The 3,288-nt window shown below is 44.2% G+C and carries 2 protein-coding genes; one reads left to right on the top strand and one right to left on the bottom strand.

From position 1 onward, the window contains the following. Positions 1-381 precede the first annotated feature (381 nt). Positions 382-2,025 carry a methyl-accepting chemotaxis protein gene (locus N7387_RS21020; RefSeq protein WP_279800916.1) on the bottom strand — a complete coding sequence of 548 codons (1,644 nt, stop codon included), beginning with the start codon at positions 2,023-2,025 and terminating at the stop codon, positions 382-384. Positions 2,026-2,496: 471 nt separating this feature from the next. On the opposite strand from N7387_RS21020, the gene N7387_RS21015 reads away from it, so the two are divergent. Beyond that, positions 2,497-3,234, top strand: coding sequence for a carbonic anhydrase family protein (locus N7387_RS21015; RefSeq protein WP_279800915.1), 738 nt, complete (start codon positions 2,497-2,499; stop codon positions 3,232-3,234). The last annotated feature ends 54 nt before the right edge of the window (positions 3,235-3,288 follow it).

Here is a 3,288-nt window from a genome sequence, read left to right as displayed (position 1 = left end):
ATACGTGTTATTGCGCTACATCTAAAATATCGGTATACGGAAAAAAAAACTAAAGAGGGGGATAAACAAATAGCGAAAGAAACCTGTTTTTATCCGCTGACACCGGGATAATCCGGGATCGCCGTAATATGCAACCATCAGGGGTTATTATTGTTATTTATTTCCGCACAATCACCATCATAAAAAAAGATAACGAAAATGACGGCATTTAAGCGGATTAACCGTACGAGTGTCATTAATCCATCATTTAATAAAACACGCACAATCAGACTTTTTTATTAATCAAAAAAAAAGCCCATCGCAGATGGGCAAACAGGGGGTAAAATTATTATATCGACATTATTTTTTACTGCTGCCCCGGCTGGCAGGGCACCGGGATTATTAAAAGGTTTCCCAGTCATCCCCGCTATCAACCGGAGATGTTTTGGATACCGGCTGTTGTGCCGGCGCTGTTTTACTCGTTTTCACACCGCTGCTGTGTTCACCGGCGCGGATATGGAACACGGCTACGGACTGCGTCAGTCTGCTGGCCTGCTCTGCAAGCGATGCGGCTGCCGCTGCCGATTGCTCGACTAACGCGGCATTCTGCTGGGTGACTTTGTCCATTTCTGTTACTGCCACACCAATCTGATCAATTCCGCGGCTCTGCTCATCCGAGGCGGACGCTATCTCACTCATAATATCGGTGACGCGGGTGACGGCGCTGACAATTTCATTCATCGTCTCACCGGCACGCTCGACCAGTACCGCACCGGTATCGACTCTGCCGACTGAATCTTCGATCAGGGTTTTGATTTCCCGGGCAGCCTGCGCACTGCGCTGGGCCAGGTTACGCACCTCACCGGCGACAACCGCAAACCCGCGTCCCTGTTCACCGGCACGGGCAGCTTCCACGGCGGCATTCAGCGCCAAAATATTGGTCTGGAAGGCGATACCGTCGATCACACTGATGATATCGGCAATTTTCTTCGAGCTGTCGCCGATGCCGCGCATGGTATCCACAACATCATCCACCACTTTCCCGCCGCGCTCTGCGGTCTCAGAGGCGGTTAATGCCAGATGACTGGCCTGACGGGCATTATCAGCATTCTGGCGCACGGTTGCGGTCAGCTCTTCCATACTGGCGGCGGTTTCTTCAAGAGACGCAGCCTGTTGTTCGGTCCGTGACGAGAGGTCATTATTACCGGCCGAGATCTCACTGGCACCGCTGTAAATGGCATTAGCACCATCACGGACATCACCAACGGTGACCGCCAGTTCATGCTGCATATGACGTAATGCATCACCCAGCATCCCCATTTCGTTTCTGCCGGTCACATTCACCGGCGTGACCAGATCACCTTTGGCAACAGACTGAATACCTGAAACAATACGGTTTAACGGTGTAATAATAATATTACGGATACCCGACCAGATAATCGCGATGCACACCAGCAGAACCGCAAATATCACCACAAGTAACCATATCGTTTTGACATACTTCTCAGATGATGCCTTTATATTGCTTTCATAATAATCATTGTATAAACCCTGATACTCCCCGTGGAGTTTTTCAAACTCACGCATGACACCGTTTACCGGCATTCTGAGGAACTCATCGGCCTGGTTATTCTTCAGCAAATCATACGATTTCACGTTGAAATCGTAAAACGCATAAAAGCTGGCCTGTAGTTTTTCAAAATCATATTTATTATCAATGACTGACTCGCGGGCAGCAAATGCATCCCAAAAAGACTTGGCTTTCTTCAGCTCTTCAACAGCATTATTCAGCCTTAAGCTAACCTCATTTTTATCTTCGCTATCAAAAACTCTGGATGCCATATTGATAGATAATCGGGCTTTCAATAAGTAAACCCGTGTTTCATCCAAATCTATTGCTTTTTTTGTTTCGTTATCAATTTCAACATTGAATTTTTTATCTGTCAGCGCATAGTTAAAAAGATAGGCACCCGTTGTTACCTGCAGTGCAAAGAACAAACAGATGATAATCATCATGCTTGTTGATATTTTAAAACGGCTCAGCATTCTGCCCCCGGAATATTTATTTTTCAGCAATAAACAAACATAAATCACCTTCCTGATTTAACGAAAAAATAAATTGTTATTTATTTGTGACATACAACACCACCGGGTACACCTGAAAAACAAAAATATGACTTATCAGGTAATTACCAAATGAAGATTCACCAACAGCCCAATAAAATAGCAACAATGAAACCTTATCCCGCCATTAATCGACTGTTTAACAAAATAGCCAATAACGTATAGTTATATTTATCAGTGAAACATTCTGATACGCGGGGCAATATTAAAACACAACTTACTCAGTTACAGATATAAAATACCGAACGGGCAGAGCAGAAATAATTAAAATACAAAACAGAAAAACAAAAAACATTTTTACAAAAACGCAAACTAATTTATATCAGTAGAAACACATGCCTCTGGTCGGTATTATTCAATATCGTTTATTACCTCACTGTGTATATATTAAAGATGAAAAGAAAAATACTTCCTACGTCCCTGCTTATTATGAGCTTCTCATGTATTGCCGCAGAAAATCATGCGCACTGGAGTTATCAGGGCCATGACAATCCTGATAACTGGGGTAAACTTTCCCCTGAGTTTTTATTGTGCGAAACCGGTAAGGCTCAATCACCTGTCAATATAGAGGGCTCTCTGAAAAAGGTATCCGGTAAACCTGAATTTTCCTTTATTCCTGGGAAACAGGAATTGATGAATAACGGTCATACTATCCAGATTAATACAGAGAGCGGAAATCTATTGAAACTGGGCAGTGATGTTTACACACTACAACAATTTCATTTTCATGCACCGGCTGAAAATACCATTAACGGTAAACAGTTTCCGTTAGAAGCTCACTTTGTTTATCAGGATAAAGACGGCGCCCTTGCTGTTCTGGGGCTGATGTTTGAAGAAGGGAAAAGTAATCCGCAATTAGCTCATGCCTGGCAACACATGCCATCAGCGGCCGGGGAGACTGCTGTTCTGAATACACCGGTCAATATTAAAAAATTGCTGCCGGGAAAACAGGATGTTTACCGTTTCAGTGGTTCACTGACCACACCACCATGCACTGAAGATGTTCAGTGGCTGGTTTTGAAGAAGCCGGTCAGTGCGTCTGCGGAACAAATCAGTCAGTTCAGAACGGTACTCGGCCAGGATAATAATCGTCCGGTACAACCGCTGAACGGGCGCATAATCCATCATTGATACCGCGTATAAAAAAAGCCCGGCATATACGATGCCGGGCTTATTGATATCAGA

The sequence above is a fragment of the Morganella sp. GD04133 genome, assembly GCF_029835375.1.
GTDB lineage: Bacteria > Pseudomonadota > Gammaproteobacteria > Enterobacterales > Enterobacteriaceae > Morganella > Morganella morganii_B.
The sequence above is the reverse complement of the archived record's forward strand: the minus strand, read 5'-3'. Positions and strand labels throughout refer to the sequence as shown.